This window comes from Ornithinicoccus halotolerans (assembly GCF_009602535.1).
Lineage (GTDB): Bacteria > Actinomycetota > Actinomycetes > Actinomycetales > Dermatophilaceae > Ornithinicoccus > Ornithinicoccus halotolerans.
The window spans coordinates 18,271-37,991 of sequence record NZ_WIQI01000021.1 but is presented as its reverse complement, the minus strand read 5'-3'; the positions used below and the strand labels follow the sequence as shown (position 1 = coordinate 37,991).

The window sequence follows — 19,721 nt, the reverse complement described above, 5'->3', positions numbered from 1 at the left end:
TGTTGAGTTCTCAAGGATCGGACACACACCAGCCAGAACACCCACACTCGCAGGCACCCCAGCCGGGGCAACTTCTCCAGTCTATCCTCCGGTCCGTTCCGGCGCCAATCGGGCCGGCGCGGCCTGCCGTGCAGGCGAGGAGGCGCTGCGCTCACCGGGCTCATGTCCCTGCGGCGCGAGGAAAGACATTACCAGCCGTCCTGGACGGAGCCAAATCGGCGTGCACCTCTCCTCTGGTCGCCCGTACGGGCGGCCGTGAGCGGGTGCAACGCCCCTGATCGCAGCGCCATTCCTGGCCTGGCCGCGGGCGTCCTCCGCTCCTGCGGGACAACACCGACCGGGGGCGGGACATTCCCGGTCGCGGCCCGGCACGCGCCGAGAGGGCGGCAGTCGGCCCCTTGACAGGCAAGTGCTCACTTGCATATAACGGGTTCGTGGAGGACGAGCCCGAGCTGTTCAAGGCCATCGGCGACTCGACGCGACGCATCATCCTCGACGAGCTCACCGCCAGGGATGGTCAGACGCTGTTCGAGATCTGCGGCCGACTGACGATGCGGCACGGCCTGGCCTCTTCGCGGCAGGCCATCTCACAGCACCTCGCGGTCCTCGAACAGGCCGGTCTGGTGCACACCCGGCGCCAGGGCCGCTACAAGTTCCACCACATCGACACCAGGCCGCTGCGCTCGGTCCTCGAGCGGTGGCCCACCCATCCAGAGGAGTCATAGCCGTGATCCGGATCAACCTCACCAGCGTGCTCGTGGACGACCAGGCCAAGGCCCTGGCCTTCTACACCGAGAAGCTGGGCTTCCTGAAGAAGACCGACGAGCCCGCCGGCGCCGCACGCTGGCTCACCGTGGTCTCCCCCGCCGACCCGGACGGGGTCGAGCTGCTCCTCGAACCGGACGGCCATCCCGCGGCAACGCCCTTCAAGCAGGCCCTCGTCGACGACGGCATCCCGTTCACCCAGTTCGCCGTCGACGACGTGTACGCAGAAGTGCAGCGGCTCAAGGGGCTGGGCGTCGAGTTCACCCAGGAGGCGACCGACCTGGGGCCAGTGGTCACCGCCGTCTTCGACGACACCTGCGGCAACCTGATCCAGATCGCTGCCCTCAAGTAGGCCTGGCTCCTGCGCCGACACAGCTCTGCGGCACCCTGCCGGCTGGCGACACCCGGACGCGAACCCACCTGCGGTAGCGGCGTCACTTCCCCGCGGGGGCCGCTGGTGGGGTGGGGTGATTCTGGTTCTGGTGCTGGACAGCGGTGAGCCCCGGGGACCGTGCGGGCCTGGTGGCCTTCGGTCCCCGGGGCTCCCGGGAATGATTGTCCGGCGGTGTCCTACTCTCCCACACCGTCGCCAGTGCAGTACCATCGGCGCTGAAGGGCTTAGCTTCCGGGTTCGGAATGTGACCGGGCGTTTCCCCTTCGCTATGGCCGCCGTAACTCTATGGAGATGTGGTTGGGCTGTTCCCGACCGTATCTCGGGAACCACACAGTGGACGCGTAGCATCTTTGTTGTTAAGTTATCGGCTTATTAGTACCGGTCAGCTCCATGCATTGCTGCACTTCCACATCCGGCCTATCAACCCAGTAGTCTAGCTGGGAGCCTCTCGGGGTAAACCCCATGGAAACCTCATCTTGAAGTGTGCTTCCCGCTTAGATGCTTTCAGCGGTTATCACGACCGAACGTAGCTAATCAGCGGTGCCCTTGGCAGGACAACTGACACACCAGAGGTTCGTCCATCCCGGTCCTCTCGTACTAGGGACAGGTCTTCTCAAGTTTCCTACGCGCGCAGCGGATAGGGACCGAACTGTCTCACGACGTTCTAAACCCAGCTCGCGTACCGCTTTAATGGGCGAACAGCCCAACCCTTGGGACCGACTCCAGCCCCAGGATGCGACGAGCCGACATCGAGGTGCCAAACCATGCCGTCGATATGAGCTCTTGGGCAGGATCAGCCTGTTATCCCCGGGGTACCTTTTATCCGTTGAGCGACGGCGCTTCCACAAGCCACCGTCGGGTCACTAGTCCCGACTTTCGTCTCTGCTCGACATGTCTGTCTCGCAGTCAAGCTCCCTTGTGCACTTACACTCGAAACCTGATTGCCAACCAGGCTGAGGGAACCTTTGGGCGCCTCCGTTACCTTTTGGGAGGCAACCGCCCCAGTTAAACTACCCACCAGGCACTGTCCCTGATCCGGATCACGGACCGAGGTTAGATGTCCAGAACGACCAGAGTGGTATTTCAAGGTTGACTCCACCGACACTGGCGTGCCGGCTTCGCAGTCTCCCACCTATCCTACACAAGCCGTACCGAACACCAATACCAAGCTGTAGTAAAGGTCCCGGGGTCTTTCCGTCCTGCTGCGCGTAACGAGCATCTTTACTCGTAGTGCAATTTCGCCGAGTTCGTGGTTGAGACAGTGGAGAAGTCGTTACGCCATTCGTGCAGGTCGGAACTTACCCGACAAGGAATTTCGCTACCTTAGGATGGTTATAGTTACCACCGCCGTTTACTGGCGCATGAGTTCAGAGCTTCGCCGTGAGGCTAACCCGTCCCCTTAACGTTCCAGCACCGGGCAGGCGTCAGTCCGTATACATCGTCTTGCGACTTCGCACGGACCTGTGTTTTTAGTAAACAGTCGCTTCTCCCTGGTCTCTGCGGCCGTTCGGGCTCAGACAGCAAGTGTCATCACCCTCCGGGCCCCCCTTCTCCCGAAGTTACGGGGGCATTTTGCCGAATTCCTTAACCACGATTCACTCGATCGCCTTAGTATTCTCTACCTAACCACCTGAGTCGGTTTAGGGTACGGGCGGCTCGAACCTCGCTAGGAACTTTTCTTGGCAGCATAGGATCACCCGCTTCCCGCATACGCGGTCACTATCAGCTCTCAGGCACATGAGGTACGGATTTACCTATACCTCGCCCTACAACCTTAGACGTGGACAACCATCGCCACGCGGAGGCTACCTTCCTGCGTCCTTCCATCGCTTACCTACTACATCCTTGGGTCGCGCGTTCCACCGGTATCACTCCGAAGAGATCAACCGGCTTCAGGCGCTTAGCATTGGATGATTCGGTATTGGGCGGTTCTTCGCCGGTTCCGGAATATCAACCGGATGTCCATCGACTACGCCTGTCGGCCTCGCCTTAGGTCCCGACTTACCCAGGGCAGATTAGCTTGACCCTGGAACCCTTGGTTATTCGGCGGACGGGTTTCTCACCCGTCTTTCGCTACTCATGCCTGCATTCTCACTCGTGTGGCGTCCACGGCTGGATCACTCCGCCGCTTCACTCGCCACACGACGCTCCCCTACCCATCGACACGCTTGGATGCCGTCCTCGAGGGACGACACCGGGCAGATGTGTCAATGCCACAGCTTCGGTGGTGTGCTTGAGCCCCGCTACATTGTCGGCGCGGAATCACTTGACCAGTGAGCTATTACGCACTCTTTAAAGGGTGGCTGCTTCTAAGCCAACCTCCTGGTTGTCTCAGTAACTCCACATCCTTTCCCACTTAGCACACGCTTTGGGACCTTAGCTGGTGATCTGGGCTGTTTCCCTCTCGACTATGAAGCTTATCCCCCACAGTCTCACTGCCATGCTCTCACTTCCCGGCATTCGGAGTTTGGTTGACGTCAGTAACCTGGTGAGGCCCATCTGCCATCCAGTAGCTCTACCTCCGGGAAGAAACGCATGACGCTGCACCTAAATGCATTTCGGGGAGAACCAGCTATCACGGAGTTTGATTGGCCTTTCACCCCTACCCACAGCTCATCCCCTCAGTTTTCAACCTAAGTGGGTTCGGTCCTCCACGCGGTCTTACCCGCGCTTCAACCTGGCCATGGGTAGATCACTCCGCTTCGGGTCTAGACCCAGCGACTCTATCGCCCTGTTCGGACTCGCTTTCGCTACGGCTTCCCCACACGGGTTAACCTCGCCACTGAGCACTAACTCGCAGGCTCATTCTTCAAAAGGCACGCCGTCACCGGAACACGCCGGCTCCGACGGCTTGTAGGCACGCGGTTTCAGGATCTATTTCACTCCCCTCCCGGGGTACTTTTCACCTTTCCCTCACGGTACTTGTCCGCTATCGGTCACCAGGGAATATTTAGGCTTAGCAGGTGGTCCTGCCAGATTCGCACGGGATTTCTCGGGCCCCGTGCTACTTGGGATCACTTCGCGGAGTCCACGCCATTTCGACTACGGGGGTGTCACCCTCTGTGCCGGACCGTTCCAGGTCCTTCGTCTATGACATGGATTTCTTACTCCGTGCTGTCCTGGTAGAGACAGCTCGAAGATCCCACAACCCCGACCATGCAACGCCTACCAGCTATCACACATGATCGGTTTAGCCTGTTCCGCTTTCGCTCGCCACTACTCACGGAATCGCGGTTGCTTTCTCTTCCTGTGGGTACTGAGATGTTTCACTTCCCCACGTTCCCTCCGCACGCCCTATGTGTTCAGGCGTGGGTGACTGGAGATGAATCCAGCCGGGTTTCCCCATTCGGAAATCCTCGGATCAATGTCTGGTTATCGACTCCCCGAGGCTTATCGCAGATTCCTACGTCCTTCTTCGGTTCCTGGTGCCAAGGCATCCACCGTGTGCCCTTAAAAACTTAGCCACAAAGATGCTCGCGTCCACTGTGTAGTTCTCAACATACGGGCGGAGACCTGGCCACCAGATCGCCTACCACCCACCAGGGGTAGCGGTTCGACCAGAACCAGGGCCCGACCTGCCCCTCATCGGGGCCGGCCTGAGAGTGACCCCAGACACGCCAAACGTGCCCGAGCCCTCAGGACCCAACAACGTGCCAAGCCTGCCCGAGCCCGAAGCTGCCTTCCACACCGGATCACTCCGGCAGTACTCACAACCCCGCGCACCGCGCAGGCCAACTAATCGACGTTCCACCCTGAGCAACCTCCTCGGAACACTCGTCCGAGGCAGGCCTCTGGACCACAACCGTGGCCAGATGCTCCTTAGAAAGGAGGTGATCCAGCCGCACCTTCCGGTACGGCTACCTTGTTACGACTTAGTCCCAATTACCGGTCCCACCTTCGACGGCTCCCTCCACAAGGGTTGGGCCACCGGCTTCGGGTGTTACCGACTTTCGTGACTTGACGGGCGGTGTGTACAAGGCCCGGGAACGTATTCACCGCAGCGTTGCTGATCTGCGATTACTAGCGACTCCGACTTCATGGGGTCGAGTTGCAGACCCCAATCCGAACTGAGACCGGTTTTTTGGGATTCGCTCCACCTTACGGTATCGCAGCCCTTTATACCGGCCATTGTAGCATGCGTGAAGCCCAAGACGTAAGGGGCATGATGATTTGACGTCATCCCCACCTTCCTCCGAGTTGACCCCGGCAGTCTTCTATGAGTCCCCGCCATTACGCGCTGGCAACATAGAACGAGGGTTGCGCTCGTTGCGGGACTTAACCCAACATCTCACGACACGAGCTGACGACAACCATGCACCACCTGTATACCGACCTTGCGGGGCACCCATCTCTGGGTGTTTCCGGTATATGTCAAGCCTTGGTAAGGTTCTTCGCGTTGCATCGAATTAATCCGCATGCTCCGCCGCTTGTGCGGGCCCCCGTCAATTCCTTTGAGTTTTAGCCTTGCGGCCGTACTCCCCAGGCGGGGCGCTTAATGCGTTAGCTGCGGCACGGAACTCGTGGAATGAGTCCCACACCTAGCGCCCAACGTTTACGGCATGGACTACCAGGGTATCTAATCCTGTTCGCTCCCCATGCTTTCGCTCCTCAGCGTCAGTAGTGGCCCAGAGACCTGCCTTCGCCATCGGTGTTCCTCCTGATATCTGCGCATTCCACCGCTACACCAGGAATTCCAGTCTCCCCTACCACACTCTAGTCTGCCCGTACCCACTGCAGGCTCGGGGTTAAGCCCCGAGTTTTCACAGCAGACGTGACAAACCGCCTACGAGCTCTTTACGCCCAATAATTCCGGACAACGCTCGCACCCTACGTATTACCGCGGCTGCTGGCACGTAGTTAGCCGGTGCTTCTTCTGCAGGTACCGTCACAAAAGCTTCTTCCCTGCTGAAAGAGGTTTACAACCCGAAGGCCGTCATCCCTCACGCGGCGTCGCTGCATCAGGCTTTCGCCCATTGTGCAATATTCCCCACTGCTGCCTCCCGTAGGAGTCTGGGCCGTGTCTCAGTCCCAGTGTGGCCGGTCGCCCTCTCAGGCCGGCTACCCGTCGGAGCCTTGGTGGGCCATTACCCCACCAACAAGCTGATAGGCCGCGAGTCCATCCCTCACCGATAAATCTTTCCACCCGATGCAGATGCCCGCTCGGGTCGTATCCGGTATTAGCTCCGGTTTCCCGGAGTTATCCCAGAGTGAAGGGCAGGTTACTCACGTGTTACTCACCCGTTCGCCACTGATCCCCCAGAGCAAGCTCTGAGTTCACCGTTCGACTTGCATGTGTTAAGCACGCCGCCAGCGTTCGTCCTGAGCCAGGATCAAACTCTCCGTTAAAGTATCGGTTAACCAGGGCAAAGCCCGGCAACAACCAAAACCCAACAAAGGGCTGAACAACTGGCTTTAACAGAACGAGTCAACTGACTCGATCCATCAAACCAAAGAAATCTCATCAAGGAACAGGCACACACCCACACACTGCAGGCACACACCCATCCCCACGACGAGGATATTGGCGTCGATTTTTGGCACGCTGTTGAGTTCTCAAGGATCGGACACACACCAGCCAGAACACCCACACTCGCAGGCACCCCAGCCGGGGCAACTTCTCTATGCTACCCCATCCGGCGGGCCGGCTTCAAACCCGGCCGTCCGCTCCCCGGTGTCCCGGGCAGCACTCCGTCGTCGGCATCCAGGCGCCCGTTGTCGGACGTCCATGACGACTGTGGAGTGATGGGGTCCAGCCTCGGGACCGGCCACCTGAGCGGTGTCCGTGCCTCCCGTGCGGGCTGGCGGATCTGTACTTTACGTCGCATCACCGGACGAGACAAATCCGCAGGTCGCGCGGCGACGGCGGCCTGCGGACCGTCGTCGCGGGGGGCCTAGCCCTCGGCGGGGAGCAGCGCGGCCAGGTTCTTGCGGCCCCGACGCACCAGGGCGACCCTGCCGTGCAGGAAGTCGGCTGGCTCGACCGGCTGCTCCGGGTCCTGCACCCGCTGGTTGTTGAGGCTGGCGCCACCCTCGGCGATCGTGCGCCGGGCGGCACCCTTGCTCGGCACCAGGCCGGTCGCGACGAGGGCGTCGACCACGGTGCCTCCGGCCGGCAGCGTTGCCCGGGGCAGCTCGGCGGTGGCGTCGAGCAGGGTGCGCTCGTCCAGCTCCGTTGGTTCCCCGCGCCCGAACAGCACCTCACTGGCCCGCCGCACCCGCGCGGTCTCCTCGGCTCCGTGCACGAGGGTGGTCACGTCCTCGGCGAGCGCGCGGTGCGCCTCCCGCTGGTGGGGCCGCTCAGCGAGGGAGCGCTCCAGCGCGGCGATGTCCTCGGCGTTGCGGTCGGTGAACACCTTCAGCAGCTGGATCACCGAAGCGTCCTCCACGTTGATCCAGTACTGGTAGAAGGCGTAGGGACTGAACATGTCGGCCGACAGCCAGACCGCGTTGCCCTCGGACTTGCCCAGCTTGTTGCCGTCGCTGTCGGTGAGCAGCGGGGTGGTGAGCGCGTGCACCGAGGCACCTTCCACCCGGTGGACCAGGTCCACCCCGGCGGTCAGGTTGCCCCACTGGTCGCTGCCGCCGGTCTGCAGCGTGCACCCGTACTCGCGGAACAGGTGCAGGTAGTCCAGCGCCTGCAGCAGCTGGTAGCTGAACTCGGTGTAGGAGATGCCCTCCTGGCTCTGCAGCCGGGCGGCGATGGCGTCCTTGCGGATCATCTGGTTGACCCGGAAGTGCTTGCCGATGTCGCGCAGGAAGTCCAGGACCGTCAGCCCCGCGGTCCAGTCCAGGTTGTCGACCAGTAGGGCGGGGTTGTCACCCTCGAAGTCCAGGAAGGGGCGCACCAGATCCTTGATGCGCGCGACGTTGGCCGCGGTGTGCTCCCGGGGCCGCAGCTGGCGCTCGGCCGTGGCCTTGGGGTCACCGATCTGCCCGGTGGACCCGCCCACCAGGCAGATCACCCGGTGCCCGGCCCGCTGCAGCCGGCGCAGCACGACCAGCTGCACCAGGTTGCCGAAGTGCAGCGACGGCGCGGAGGGGTCGAAGCCGCAGTAGGCGGTCACCGGGCCGTCCCCCAGCGCCGCCCGCAGCGCGTCCTCGTCGGTGGACTGCGCGACCAGGCCCCGCCACTGCAGCTCGTCGAGGATGCTCTCCACGTCCCGTCGTTCCCTTCGTGCGGTTGGGCAGTGGCCCTAGCCTGCCTCACCGGCGCGGCGCGGTGACACGCGGGCCGCCTTGCCGCTGCGGTACACCGACACGCTCGGCTCCCCGGCCACCCAGAACCGCCAGGGGTAGCGGCTCGCGTCACCGCCCGGACCGCTCACCCCGACGCGGGGTCCGGACATCACGGCAGCGCGGGCCGGCGGGCTCCCGGCGGCGAGCCAGCTGTCGCCGCCGGGAGCGCACAGGTCGGTGCCGTTGTCGACGACCTGCAGGCCCAGCGCCTGCCCCAGCCGGCCCGGGCCCCTGACCAGCTCGTGGTGCTGCCACCGGCGCCCGGACCGCTCGCGGCGGGCGCGCACGAGCTCCTCGCCCGCGACGACCTCCCCGGCACGCAGGAGCACGGCAGACGCTCGGCCGTCCGTGCCGCACACCACGTTGGCGCAGCTGTGGATCCCGTAGCTCAGGTAGACGTAGAGGTGACCCGGCTCGCCGAACATCACCTGGTTGCGGGGCGTCGGGCCCCGGTAGGCGTGCGACCCCGGGTCCTGCTGGCCCTCGTACGCCTCGACCTCCGTCAGCCGGATCGCCACCTCGCCGTGGACGAGGAGCCGGCCCAGCAGGTCGGGTGCCAGGTCGACGGCGGTCCGGGCGAACCACTGCCGGGGCAGCGCGGTGTCGGCACCGTCGGGCCGGCCCCTGGGTGCGGCCGTCATGCGCGGGGGCTCTCCGGCCGCGCCGGTGAGGTGAGCAGCAGCAGGGCGGCCCCGACCAGCGCCAGCCCCAGCAGGGAGTCGGCGGTCGGGCCGACACCGACCCGCCAGGCGGTGACGGCACCCACGGTGCCGAGTACGACCGCGAGCGAGGTGGTGACCGTCCAGGTGCGCGTCGCGAACCGGCGCAGGTGTATCTCCCACGCCAGTGCCGCTGTCAGCAGGACCCAGAGCATCGCGCCGGCGAGCACCAGCCACATCGGGCGCAGCGCCCACCACGCCCAGCCGCCCGCCGGGAGCAGCAACCCGGGAGCGAGCAGGCCCAGGAAGGTGACCGCACCCAGGGCCGGGACGTGCCACAGGTAGATGAGGACCAGCCGCGGGTTCAGCCAGCCCAGCAGCCCGCGCAGCCGGGGCCCGGGCCGCCAGCGGCCCCGGGTCAGCGCCGTCAGGACGCAGAGCTGGGCGACCGCGAGCACCGCGAGCGCGCTGGTGGGCGGCAGCAGGTTGCCCTCGGGGACGTCCGCGAGCCCGATGGAGGCGACCGGATAGGGACCGGCCACGACGAGGAGCAGCAGCAGCGCCGCGGCGGCCGTCCCCAGGGCGGTCGTGACCCATCCTGCCGCCCTCTGCAGGTCACGCCGGGCGTGGACCACGCCCAGCTGGTGGCAGAAGAGCCACACCAGCGCCAGGTTCGCCCACGTCCCCGCGCCCGGCCCGAGGGCGCCGCCGAACCGGAGGGCGTCCACCAGCAGCGAGCCGGCCAGCAGGCATACCGGGACCGTCCACGGGCCGGTCCGGTCGTGCAGCCGTACTGCCACCGGCGCGAGCGCGGCGCAGAGCAGGAACACCCCGAGGAACCACAGGTGGCTCCCCGCGCGCTCGGCGATCCGGGCCGCGGAGCCCGGGTCCAGCCGGCTGATGGCGAGCGTCACGGCCAGCACCACGACGAGGAGCAGCAGCAGCGGGCTCAGCAGCCGCCGGGCGCGCTCGGCGACGAACCGGGTCGCGCCCGCCCGGGTCGCCCCGTCCGCGCCGGCTCGAGAGCGGTCCACCACCAGGGTGTTCGCGTAGCCGCCGGCGACGAAGAACAGCGGCATCACCTGGAGCAGCCAGCTCAGCACCCAGAGGAGGGGTCCGGACAGCGCGATCTCGGTGTGGAGCACCTCATCGACCAGGGTCACCCGCAGGTAGAGCCAGTGCAGCACCACCACGACCAGCACGGACCCGACCCGCACCAGGTCCAGCAGCCAGTCACGGGCGGCGTCGGGCGGGGGCGCGGCGGGCGCGGGCGCGCGGTCGAGCCCCGAGGTAGCAGTCGGGCAGGACGCGCGCCGGTCCGCCCCGGGCTCGGGCGAAGCGGGGATCACGGGTCCATGGTGGCAGAGCCCCGCCCCTGCCCCCGCCCGGACCGGTCACCGGATGCGGGGGCGTTCCTGCACCCAGTGGCGGGCGCGGGCGACCTCCTTGAGCAGGTGGGTGCGCTGCTCGGCCACCCGGGCCGGGGCCGTGCCGCCGTGGGCGTCCCGCGAGGCCAGCGACCCCGCCACCGTCAGCACGGAGCGCACCTCGGGGGTCAGCTGCTCGCTGATGCCTGCCAGGTCCTCGTCGGAGAGCTCGTGCAGCTCGAGGCCACGCTGCTCGCACGCCTGCACGCACGCCCCGGCGACCTCGTGCGCCGCCCGGAACGGCACCCCCTGCCGGACCAGCCACTCCGCGAGGTCGGTGGCCAGCGAGAAGCCGCGCGGGGCCAGCTCCTCCAGCCGGTCGGTGTGGAAGCGGAGGGTCGCCACCATGCCCGACACCGCGGGGAGCAGCACGGCCAGCGTGTCCACCGCGTCGAAGACCGGCTCCTTGTCCTCCTGCAGGTCCCGGTTGTAGGCCAGCGGCAGCCCCTTGAGCGTGGTCAGCAGCCCGGCCAGGTCCCCCACCAGGCGTCCGGCCTTGCCGCGGGCCAGCTCGGCGACGTCGGGGTTCTTCTTCTGCGGCATGATGCTCGATCCGGTGGAGAACGCGTCGTCGAGGGTGACGAACCCGAACTCAGCGGTCGACCAGAGGATGACCTCCTCGGCCAGCCGGGACAGGTCGACGGCGGTCATCGCGGCGATGAAGCCGAACTCGGCGGCGAAGTCGCGGCTGGCGGTGCCGTCGATCGAGTTCTCCACCGCTCCCCGCATGCCCAGGTCGTGGGCGACCGCCTGCGGGTCCAGCCCCAGCGAGGAGCCGGCCAGCGCACCCGACCCGTACGGCGACAGCGAGGTCCGGCGGTCCCAGTCCCGCCACCGGTCCAGGTCCCGCATCAGCGCCCACGCGTGGGCCTGCAGGTGGTGGGCCAGCAGCACCGGCTGGGCGTGCTGCAGATGGGTCCGGCCCGGCATCGCGACCTCGGGATGCCGGCCGGCCTGCTCGGCGAGCGCCTCGACGACCCCGAGCACCTCGGCGGAGAGGTCGCGCGCCTGGTCGCGCAGGTACATCCGGAACTGCGCGGCGACCTGGTCGTTGCGCGAGCGCCCGGCGCGCAGCCGGCCGCCGACCTCGGGCCCGACCCGCTCGATGAGGCCCCGTTCCAGCGCCGTGTGGACGTCCTCGTCCTCCGGCGCCGGCAGGAAGTCACCGCTGGTGACGTCGTCGAGCAGCTGCTGCAGCCCGGTGAGCATGAGACGGAGGTCGGTCTCGCTGAGCAGGCCGGCCTTGTGCAGCACCCGGGCGTGTGCGCGAGAGCCGGCGATGTCGTAGGGCGCCAGCCGCCAGTCGAAGTGGGTCGAGCGGGACAGCTCGGTGAGGGCGTCGGCGGGCGCGCCGGTGAACCGGCCGCCCCACAGGCTCAGACTCATGGCTCCCATCCTGTCAGCCGCGGTGACGGCCACCGACGACGGCCACGGGCGGACGGGCGCCACTACCCGGCTGTCGTCGGCTGCTGGCGCGCCGGCGCACCGAGCGGGGCGGGTGGAGGCCGCCGTCAGGGGTCAGCCGCGGCCGTTCTCGGGCAGCGCCCCGGCCAGCGCGAGCAGCCTGCCCGCCACGTCGGCGCCCCCGTCGGCCTCGGTGGCGATCACCAGGATGGTGTCGTCACCGGCGATCGTGCCCAGCACGTCCGGGCTGTCGCTGCGGTCGATCGCCGAGGCCAGGTACTGCGCAGCGCCCGGAGGGGTGCGCAGCACCACCTGGTTCCCGCTGTGGCGGGCGCTGACCAGCAGCTCCTCGCACAACCGCGCCAGCCGACCGGCGACCTCGGTGCTGTCCTGCGCCGGCCGCGGCGTGCTGTCGCCGCCCTGGGCCGGGACCGCGTACACCAGCCGCCCCTGCTGGCCCTGCCGGACCTTCACCGCACCCAGCTCGACCAGGTCCCGCGACAGCGTGGCCTGGGTGACGCTGATGCCGTCCTGAGCCAGCAGCCCCAGCAGGTCCCCCTGGGAGGTGACGGCGTGCCGCTCCAGCAGCTCGGCGATGCGCTGGTGGCGGGCGGCCCGCGTCCCGGGGATGGCGGTCGAGGCGTCGGTGCTCACGCCGAAACTATACAAGGTCATGCATGACTATGCAGCGACCGGGTGGGGGGCCCGGCCGCTGCCTTCTGGTCAGCCCGCCATCGGGTCGTCGTCGCCCCAGGGCAGCAGCCGAACCTTGCGGGCGTCCGCCGGCAGCCCACGCTCGGCGGCACGGCGCAGCACCGCCGGGGTGTCCGCCCCGGCCCGCACCATCCGCCCCGAGAAGGCGTCCAGCTCCCCGGAGGCCAGCGCCAGCGCCAGCGCGATCACGTCCTCCGGGTCGGTCCACTCGGTACGGCCCCGGTGCATCGACATGCCCCGCGTCATGTCGGTGCGCACCACCCCGGGCGCGAGGTCGAAGGCGTAGAGGCCGTGCTCCGCCCCGGCCTCCGCGGTGCCCCCGGTGATCCGCGCCAGCGCGGTCTTGGAGGCGGTGTAGGCGGTGAGCGGCGCCCGTTCCCGGGTGCCGGCGCCGCTGTTCATGTTGATGATCCGGCCACCGCCGGCAGCGATCATGTGCGGCGCGACGGCGCGGGTCAGCAGGAACGGCCCCCGCACGTTCGCCTCCAGGACCGCCCACCACTGCTCGGGGTCGGCCTCCCAGATCGGGCGCTCGGCCTCGACCGACCCGGCGTTGTTGACCAGCACGTCGATGCGGCCCCAGGTCGCCATCGTCCGCTCCACCACGGCCTCGACGGCGGCGACGTCGGTGACGTCAGCGGGCAGCGAGAGCACCGCGGAGCCGCCGTCGCGCAGCTCGCCGACGATGCCGGCCAGCGACTCCGCGCTGCGGGCCACCGCCGCGACCGCGTAGCCGGCGCCGGCCAGCGCCCGCGCGAGGTGCGCCCCGATGCCGCGGGAGGCGCCGGTGACCAGGGCGACCTTCTCCACGCGTGCCTCTCCCGAACCCGTTGCAGCCATGGCCCAGACCCTATCGGGACCGGCCCGCGCCGGGGCCAGCCGGTGGGAGGGGCGGAAGGCGGTGCGGGCCGCTACCGCTGCACGGCGCCGTGGTCGGCGCGTGCCCGGGCCACCGCGGCGTCGCGGGCGGCGTTGACCTCCTCGGTGCGCAGCGTCCGGTCGGGGGCGCGGAAGGTCATCCGGAACGCCAGCGACTGCTCGTCCTCGGCGAGTTGGTCACCGTGGTAGACGTCGAACAGCAGGATCGACTCCAGCAGCTGCCCGGCGCCGGCCCGCAGCGAGGCCTCCAGGTCGGCGAACCGCACCGACCGGGACACCACCAGCGCCACGTCGGAGGTCGCCGCGGGGTGGGTGGAGATCGGGGTGGCCAGCACCCGCCGGTCGCTGGCGCGGATCAGCACCTCCAGGTCCAGCTCGGCGGCCACGCTGCGCTCCGGCAGGCCGAGCGCCTGGACCACCTTCGGGTGCAGCTCGCCGGCCCAGCCCACGACGTCGCCGTCCGGCAGCGCCAGCTGGACGCAGCGGCCGGGGTGCCAGGGCGCGCGCTCGGTCATGGTGCGGGTCACCGGCACGGCGAGCAGGTCACACAGCGACTGCGCCCACGCCACCGCGTCCCCGGCCTGGACGGCGTGGCCCGGCCCCCACCAGCCCGCGTGCTCGACCTGGCCGGCGGCCACCATGGCCACGTGCCACGGCTGCTCGGGCACGGCCTCGCGGATCGCGGCGAGCGTCTGCGGGGCGGGCAGCGCCCCGACGCCGGGGACCGGGGCGGCCGCGCCCCGGGTGGGCCGGGTGATCGTGCCCAGCTCGTAGAGGGCCACGTCCCGCTGGCCGCGGGCGATGTTGCGCCGCAGCGCCTCCGGCAGCGTCTGCAGCAGCTGGGTGCGCATCAGCGGGGCCTCGTCCGAGAGCGGGTTGGCCAGCCGCACGGCGTAGCGGCGCTCGTCGCCGGCCGGTAGCCCCAGCTCGGTGAACCGGTCCGGGCCCACGAACGGGTAGGTGAGCACCTCGTGCAGGCCCTGACCGGCGAGGACGTCCGCCACCCGGCGCCGCACCCGCTGGCCGTGGGTCAGCCCGCGTCCGCCCGGAGCGGCAGGCACGATCGACGGGATCGCGTCGTAGCCGTCGATCCGGGCGACCTCCTCCACCAGGTCGGGCCCGTCCTGCAGATCCGGCCGCCAGGACGGGGGCCGCACGGTGACGGCATGACCGGTGCCGGCGCCGTCCTCGAGCCGGCCGGGACGCTCCGGGGCACGCCGGAGCAGGCCGGGCCGGCGGCCGCTACCACCGCTGGCCGGGTCCTCGACCTCGCAGCCGATGAGCTCCAGCACCTCGACGACGCGCTCGTGGGAGTAGTCGACGCCGATGTAGCGGCCCGGCAGCGAGGTGTCCAGCGCGATGGTCGGCCCCTCGGTCCGGATGTCGGTGTCGGTGCTCTCCGGGTCGGCCGTGCCGCCGCCGAGCTCGACGAGCAGGTCGACCATCAGCTGCGCCGCCACGGCGGGCAGCGCCGGGTCCACCCCGCGCTCGAACCGCTTCGACGCCTCGGTCGACAGCCGGTGCCGGCGCGAGCTGCGGGCCACCGTCCGGGGGTCGAAGTGGGCGGCCTCGATGAGCACGTCGGTCGTGGCCGCGCTCACCTCGCTGCTGGCCCCGCCCATGACGCCGGCGATGCCCAGCACCCGGCCCTGCTCGCCCGCACCGCCGTCGGTGATGAGCAGGTCCTCGGGGTGCAGCGCACGGGTCACGTCGTCCAGCGTGGTCAGCCGCTCGCCGGGCCGGGCCCGGCGCACGACGATCGGCCCGGTGAGGGTGGCCAGGTCATAGGCGTGGGTCGGCTGCCCGAGTCCGAGCATCACGTAGTTGGAGACGTCGACCGCCAGCGAGATCGGTCGCATCCCGGCCTCGCGCAGCCGGGTGGCCATCCAGGCCGGTGTCGGGGCGGCCGGGTCGATACCGCGCACGACGCGGGCCACGAACCGGTCGCAGCCGGGCGTACCGCGCAGCGGGGCGTCGTCGGCCAGCTCGACCGCGAACCCACCGGTCGTGGCGTCGGCGACCTTGACGGCCGCGGCGGGGTCGTGGAAGGCCGCCCCGGTGCTGTGGGAGTACTCCCGGGCGATGCCGCGCACCGAGAAGCAGTAGCCGCGGTCCGGGGTCACGTTCACCTCGACGACCTCGCGGTCCAGGCCGAGCACGGGGATCAGGTCGTCGCCCGGCCGCAGCCCGTGGTCGACGCTGCCCAGGTGCTCGTCGAGGACGATGATGCCCTCGTGGTCGTCGCCGAGCCCGAGCTCTCGGGCGGAGCAGATCATGCCGGCACTGCGGTGACCGTAGGTCTTGCGCGCCGAGATCGGCATCGGCCCGTGCGGGGTGGGCAGCACGCCCCCGGGCAGGATCACCGCGACCAGGTCGCCCGCGGCGAAGTTGTGCGCACCGCACACGATGCCGATGCCAGCCTCGGAGCCGTGGGCAGCGTTGAGTCGCGGGCCGACGTCGACGTGGCACCAGTTGATGGTCTTGCCGTTCTTCTGACTCTCCGGGGTGGCCTCGAGCACCCGGCCGGCCACGAGCGGGCCGGTGACGTCGCCGCCGTGCAGGCCCTCCTCCTCCAGGCCCACCCGCACCAGGTCGGCCGCGATCCGCGCGCCGGTCACGCCGGCCGGGAGCTCGACGTAGTCGCCGAGCCAGTCCACCGGCACCCGCATCAGATCTCCCTCCCGAACTGGCTGTTGAAGCGCACGTCGCCCTCGATCATCTCCCGCATGTCCGCGATGCCGTTGCGGAACATCAGTGACCGCTCGACGCCCATGCCGAAGGCGAAGCCCTGGTACCGCGCGGGGTCGATACCGCAGGCGCGCAGCACGTTCTGGTTGACCATCCCGCAGCCGCCCCACTCGATCCATCCGGTGCCGCCGCAGGTCCGGCAGCCGGGGTCCTCGCCGCGGCAGACGAAGCAGACCAGGTCCATCTCCGCGCTCGGCTCGGTGAAGGGGAAGAACGCCGGCCGCAGCCGGGTGGTCAGCCCCTTGCCGAAGAGCTCCTCGGCGAGCCGGTCCAGGGTGCCCTTGAGGTGGGCCATCGTCAGCCCCTCGTCGACGGCCAGCCCCTCCACCTGGTGGAAGACCGGCGTGTGGGTGGCGTCCAGCTCGTCGGTCCGGAACGTCTTGCCGGGCACCGCCACGTAGAGCGGGGCCCCGCGTTCGAGCAGGGCACGGGCCTGCACCGGCGAGGTGTGGGTGCGCAGCACCAGACCGGCGTCGGCGGGCTCGACGAAGAAGGTGTCCTGCATCTGCCGGGCCGGGTGGTCGAGGTCGAAGTTGAGGGCGTCGAAGTTGAACCACTCGGCCTCGACCTCCGGGCCCTCGGCGATCTCCCAGCCCATGCCCACCATGACGTCGGCCATCCGCTCGGCGGTCACCGTCAGCGGGTGCCGGTGGCCCAGCGGCCGCCGTCCCGGGGGCAGCGTCAGGTCGAGCGCCTCCTCGCGCAGGATCCGCTCGTCCCGCTCGGCCTCCAGCACGGCCTGCCGCTCGGCCAGCGCGGCCGAGACCCTCCCGCGGGCCTGCCCGGCCCGCTTGCCGGCCTCGGCCCGCGCGCTCGGCGGCAGCGCCCCGATCTCGCGGTTGGCCAGCGCCAGCGGGGAGCGGTCACCGGCGTGCGCGATGCGGGCGGCCTTGAGCTCCTCCAGGGTGGTGGCGGCGGCGATGGCGGCCAGCGCGGCCTGCACGTTGCTCTCCACGACCTCGGGGTCGAGCGCGGCTACCTCAACCGGGTCGTAGTCGCTGTTGGGTCCGGACACCTGCGCAAGTCTAAGGACCGGCCTCGCCCTGGCCGCACCCGGTTATCGCCGGGCGCGGGCGGCGCTGGAGGCGTGCAGGCAGACGGTCGCGGCCATCGCGAGGTTGAGCGACTCGGCGCGCACGATCGGGATCGCCACGGCGGCGTCGCAGGCCTGTCGCACCTGCGGGTCCAGGCCCCACGCCTCGTTGCCCAGCACCCACGCGTGCGGGCCGCCCAGGTCCGCCTCCGGCAGCGGTGTCGTGCCGCCGGCGTCGGCGGCCAGCAGCCGCAGCCCGGCCTCCCGGCACCCGGTGAGCAGCTCAGCGACCGGCACACCGGTGACCACCGGCAGGTGGAACAGCGACCCGGCGGTGGAGCGGACCACCTTGGGGTTGTAGACGTCCACCGACGACTCGCTGACCAGCACCGCCGCGGCGCCGAAGGCGGCTGCGCCCCGCAGCACGGTGCCCGCGTTGCCGGGGTCGCGCACGTGGGCCAGCAGCACCACGAAGCCCTCCCCCACCCCGGCCAGCGCCTGCGGCAGTGGCACGTCGACGCGGTCGGCGACGGCGACGACGCCCTGCGGGTGCTCGGTGTCGGTCATCGCTGCCAGCACCTCGGGGGTGCACTCCCGGACGCGTGCGCCGGCGGCGAGGGCGGCGGCGACCAGGTCACCGTGGCGCTCGGCGGCCTCGGTGGTGAGGTAGGCCTCCCGGGCGGCACCGGGGGCGTGCTCGACCAGCTCGCGGACCGCCTGCGGCCCCTCGACGAGCAGCTGGCCTCGCCGGGCGCGGACAGCGCGACGCCCCAGCGCTGCGACCTGCCGGACCCGGTCGCTGCGAGGGTTGCTCAGCAACGGCTGGTCGGCGGTCACGCGGGCTGGGGCGTCGGCGTGGTGCGGTGCGGGTCCGCGGTCCTCAGGCGGCGGAGGTGTCGCCGGACTTCTCGGCCTGGGCGGGGACGTGCGCCCGGGCGGTGTCCACGAGGGCGGCGAAGGCGGCCTCGTCGTGGACGGCCAGCTCAGCCAGCATCCGGCGGTCCACCTCGACGCCGGCAGCCTTGAGGCCCTGGATGAACCGGTTGTAGGTCATGCCGTGGGCGCGGGCCCCGGCGTTGATGCGCTGGATCCACAGCCGGCGGAAGTCGCCCTTGCGGGCGCGGCGGTCGCGGTAGCTGTAGACCAGGCTGTGGGTGACCTGCTCCTTGGCCTTGCGGTAGAGGCGGGAGCGCTGCCCCCGGTAGCCGCTGGCCCGTTCGAGGGCCACCCGGCGCTTCTTATGGGCGTTGACCGCCCGCTTCACGCGTGCCACGTGAGTTCTCCTTCTGGGTCGTGTGCTCTGAGGTCAGGGCGGGTCTGCTGGCTCAGCGGCCGAGCAGCGCCTTGGCCTTCTTCTCGTCGGCGCCGGAGACGACCTTGTCGTTGACCAGCCGGCGGGCGGCCTGGGAGCTGCGCTCCTGGAACTTGTGCACGTGGCGGGCACGCTGGTGCATGACCTTGCCGGACCCGGTGACCCGGAACCGCTTCTTGGCGCCGCTGTGCGTCTTCATCTTCGGCATGGCCGATCTCCTCGTTGCTCGGGCGACCGTCGGCGGTCGCGTCCTGCTCACAGTCTCGCGCGGCGCACCGGGCGGCATGGCGGCGGGGACCCCGCCGCCTGCGACCCGGCGCCGCTCAGCCGGCCGGAGCCTGCTCGGCCCGTTCCGCGCCCGCGGCGCTCTCCTCGCCCTGGGCCCGCTCCTGGCTCCGGCGGCGCTGGCTGCGCGCCGAGGCCTTCTTCTTCGCGGGTCCGAGCACCATCACCATGTTGCGGCCGTCCTGCTTGGGCTGGCTCTCGACGAAGCCCAGCTCGGCGACGTCCTCGGCCAGGCGCTGCAGCAGCCGGAAGCCCAGCTCGGGCCGGGACTGCTCGCGCCCGCGGAACATGATGGTCACCTTGACCTTGTCGCCGGCCCTGAGGAACCGCTCCACGTGGCCCTTCTTGGTGCCGTAGTCGTGGTCGTCGATCTTGGGCCGGAGCTTGATCTCCTTGATGACGGTGTTGACCTGGTTGCGCCGGGACTCCCGGGCCTTCATGGCGGCCTCGTACTTGTACTTGCCGTAGTCCATGAGCTTGGCCACCGGCGGGCGGGCGTTAGGAGCCACCTCGACCAGGTCGAGGTCGGCCTCCCCGGCCAGGCGCAGCGCGTCCTCGACGCGCACGATCCCGACCTGCTCACCGTTCGGGCCAACCAGCCGCACCTCGGGAACCCGAATGCGGTCGTTGATGCGGGGCTCGCTGATGTGCTGCTCCTTCGTCCGGTCTGTCGTGGTGACCCCGGCCGGAGACGAGGGAAGGCCCCTCGCCGGCAGGGTGCACAACGAGAGGCCCAGAACCCGCCGTCGCGGCACGACCCCGGCAGGGTCACCCGCAGGCGGGCGGTCGGACCCGGCGACCAGGCGGTCGGCGCGGGTGGAGACCACGTGGGCCTCTCTTTGTGGCACGACGAGCAGGTGGACCT

The 19,721-nt window shown here is 69.2% G+C and carries 14 protein-coding genes and 3 rRNA genes; 2 read left to right on the top strand and 15 right to left on the bottom strand.

Annotated elements, in window-relative coordinates; genetic code table 11:
* Positions 1 to 434 precede the first annotated feature (434 nt).
* Positions 435 to 725 carry an ArsR/SmtB family transcription factor gene (locus GFJ45_RS06330; protein WP_153395304.1) on the top strand — a complete coding sequence of 97 codons (291 nt, stop codon included), beginning with the start codon at positions 435 to 437 and terminating at the stop codon, positions 723 to 725.
* A 5-nt stretch (positions 726 to 730) separates the two neighbouring features.
* On the top strand, positions 731 to 1,117 hold the full coding sequence (locus tag GFJ45_RS06325; RefSeq protein WP_194288541.1) for a VOC family protein: 387 nt from the start codon (positions 731 to 733) through the stop codon (positions 1,115 to 1,117).
* Between the two features lie 205 nt (positions 1,118 to 1,322).
* Here GFJ45_RS06325 and rrf read toward each other — a convergent pair.
* From rrf to infC, 15 genes are all read right to left on the bottom strand, one after another.
* Positions 1,323 to 1,439 (bottom strand): 5S ribosomal RNA (rrf, locus tag GFJ45_RS06320).
* 72 nt (positions 1,440 to 1,511) lie between these two features.
* Positions 1,512 to 4,623 (bottom strand): 23S ribosomal RNA (locus GFJ45_RS06315).
* Between the two features lie 359 nt (positions 4,624 to 4,982).
* A 16S ribosomal RNA gene (locus tag GFJ45_RS06310) occupies positions 4,983 to 6,505 on the bottom strand.
* The 16S, 23S and 5S rRNA genes sit together here, the layout of an rRNA operon.
* A gap of 545 nt (positions 6,506 to 7,050) precedes the next feature.
* Positions 7,051 to 8,316, bottom strand: a complete 1,266-nt coding sequence (tyrS, locus tag GFJ45_RS06305; protein WP_153395300.1) for a tyrosine--tRNA ligase — start codon at positions 8,314 to 8,316, stop codon at positions 7,051 to 7,053.
* A 36-nt stretch (positions 8,317 to 8,352) separates the two neighbouring features.
* A complete protein-coding gene (locus tag GFJ45_RS06300; protein WP_153395298.1) occupies positions 8,353 to 9,036 on the bottom strand; it encodes a DNA-3-methyladenine glycosylase in 684 nt (227 codons plus the stop codon).
* A complete protein-coding gene (locus tag GFJ45_RS06295) occupies positions 9,033 to 10,403 on the bottom strand; it encodes an acyltransferase family protein (protein ID WP_153395296.1) in 1,371 nt (456 codons plus the stop codon). The genes GFJ45_RS06300 and GFJ45_RS06295 overlap by 4 nt, the downstream gene beginning before the upstream one ends.
* 45 nt (positions 10,404 to 10,448) lie before the next feature.
* Entirely contained in the window at positions 10,449 to 11,867 is a 1,419-nt protein-coding gene (argH, locus tag GFJ45_RS06290) for an argininosuccinate lyase (RefSeq protein ID WP_153395294.1), read from the bottom strand.
* Between the two features lie 132 nt (positions 11,868 to 11,999).
* Entirely contained in the window at positions 12,000 to 12,539 is a 540-nt protein-coding gene (locus GFJ45_RS06285; RefSeq protein ID WP_228386591.1) for an arginine repressor, read from the bottom strand.
* A gap of 69 nt (positions 12,540 to 12,608) precedes the next feature.
* Positions 12,609 to 13,439 carry an SDR family NAD(P)-dependent oxidoreductase gene (locus GFJ45_RS06280; RefSeq protein WP_153395289.1) on the bottom strand — a complete coding sequence of 277 codons (831 nt, stop codon included), beginning with the start codon at positions 13,437 to 13,439 and terminating at the stop codon, positions 12,609 to 12,611.
* 71 nt (positions 13,440 to 13,510) lie between these two features.
* Complete coding sequence (locus tag GFJ45_RS06275) at positions 13,511 to 16,147, bottom strand: phenylalanine--tRNA ligase subunit beta (RefSeq protein ID WP_153395287.1); 2,637 nt, start codon at positions 16,145 to 16,147, stop codon at positions 13,511 to 13,513.
* Entirely contained in the window at positions 16,147 to 17,241 is a 1,095-nt protein-coding gene (pheS, locus tag GFJ45_RS06270) for a phenylalanine--tRNA ligase subunit alpha (protein ID WP_153395285.1), read from the bottom strand. Before pheS ends, GFJ45_RS06275 begins: the two co-directional genes overlap by 1 nt.
* Before the next feature lie 42 nt (positions 17,242 to 17,283).
* The gene (locus GFJ45_RS06265; protein ID WP_228386590.1) at positions 17,284 to 18,096 is read right to left on the bottom strand and encodes a TrmH family RNA methyltransferase; all 813 of its coding nucleotides are present in this window, start codon (positions 18,094 to 18,096) and stop codon (positions 17,284 to 17,286) included.
* Between the two features lie 43 nt (positions 18,097 to 18,139).
* Positions 18,140 to 18,532: a 50S ribosomal protein L20 gene (rplT, locus tag GFJ45_RS06260; protein WP_153395283.1), complete on the bottom strand. Its 393-nt coding sequence runs from the start codon at positions 18,530 to 18,532 to the stop codon at positions 18,140 to 18,142.
* A 52-nt stretch (positions 18,533 to 18,584) separates the two neighbouring features.
* Positions 18,585 to 18,779, bottom strand: a complete 195-nt coding sequence (gene rpmI / locus GFJ45_RS06255; protein ID WP_153395281.1) for a 50S ribosomal protein L35 — start codon at positions 18,777 to 18,779, stop codon at positions 18,585 to 18,587.
* A gap of 115 nt (positions 18,780 to 18,894) precedes the next feature.
* The gene (gene infC, locus GFJ45_RS06250; protein ID WP_267128849.1) at positions 18,895 to 19,461 is read right to left on the bottom strand and encodes a translation initiation factor IF-3; all 567 of its coding nucleotides are present in this window, start codon (positions 19,459 to 19,461) and stop codon (positions 18,895 to 18,897) included.
* Positions 19,462 to 19,721 lie beyond the last annotated feature (260 nt).

Excerpts from the sequence above, each read along its gene's own strand:
- GFJ45_RS06300 (WP_153395298.1), bottom strand. The coding sequence starts at position 9,036 with ATGACGGCCGCACCCAGGGGCCGGCCCGACGGTGCCGACACCGCGCTG.
- argH (WP_153395294.1), bottom strand. The coding sequence starts at position 11,867 with ATGAGTCTGAGCCTGTGGGGCGGCCGGTTCACCGGCGCGCCCGCCGAC.
- GFJ45_RS06280 (WP_153395289.1), bottom strand. The coding sequence starts at position 13,439 with ATGGCTGCAACGGGTTCGGGAGAGGCACGCGTGGAGAAGGTCGCCCTG.
- GFJ45_RS06275 (WP_153395287.1), bottom strand. The coding sequence starts at position 16,147 with ATGCGGGTGCCGGTGGACTGGCTCGGCGACTACGTCGAGCTCCCGGCC.
- rpmI (WP_153395281.1), bottom strand. The coding sequence starts at position 18,779 with ATGCCGAAGATGAAGACGCACAGCGGCGCCAAGAAGCGGTTCCGGGTC.